We start from the raw sequence: 807 nt of genomic DNA on the forward strand, positions 1-807 counted from the left end.
TCAGCCCTACCATTTTTACCTCACGGCAGAAACGGTCAATTAGCTGCTTATTGCTGTCGGAGCCATAGATTTTTTCATATCTTTCCCAACTTTTCGGCTGGCTGGTTTTGATGAAGGTTAAAAAGGTTTCCTTATCCAATGCCAATTTACGGTCAAAGTCAGCGGAGTTTCCCTTTTGATAGCCGCCTTTGGTGATAAGGTACTCCTCGATGTCTTGTTCAAAACGTTTTTCTTTTACGTCAAAATCAGACACGCTTACACCTCCTTCTTTCCTGTCACAACCTCATAGATAAGGGATTTTTTGTATTCGGTGAGTTTGTCGATGAGGGATTGCTTACCTACAATTTGCTCATCAATTTTTGCTATTCTGATCTTCAAATATTTGACGATATTATGTTGTTCCTCTTTGCTTGGTAGCGCGATATAGAAGTCTTTTAAGGTTCTCAACGATAAATTGGCTATCGTAGAGCCGCATAAACTTAATTCCATAATTATACGAGCAACAGAACTCTGCAAATAGTAGCGTACGAAATCTTTATTTTCATCTGGCCTTAGTGTTATGTACCCAGCGCTTTTGCCAAGTAACACCTGCTCACCATGATAAAATGACGTTTTTCCATATGTTGCACCGTTTAACGTAATAAGGATTGTGTTTTCATTCAATAGTGGTTTCTTATACTTTTTATACTCCTGGGCATTCAGCTTGTCTGTGCTTTCCTTAAATACAAGAAATTCCTGCCCAATATTGTTTCCATTCAAAAAATAGAAATCGCCATCATTATCATACTCGGGCGTAGTATGTATGCC

2 protein-coding genes are annotated in these 807 nt (G+C 38.7%); both read right to left on the minus strand.

The window, feature by feature from the left end:
- A partial coding sequence (locus AC1DWB_RS36450; RefSeq protein ID WP_477545919.1) for a hypothetical protein occupies positions 1–253 on the minus strand: 253 nt, incomplete at its 3' end.
- A gap of 2 nt (positions 254–255) precedes the next feature.
- The coding region (locus AC1DWB_RS36455; RefSeq protein WP_477545920.1) for a restriction endonuclease subunit S at positions 256–807 on the minus strand (552 nt) is incomplete at its 5' end.

The organism is Paenibacillus sp. P4_E11 (assembly GCF_056401635.1).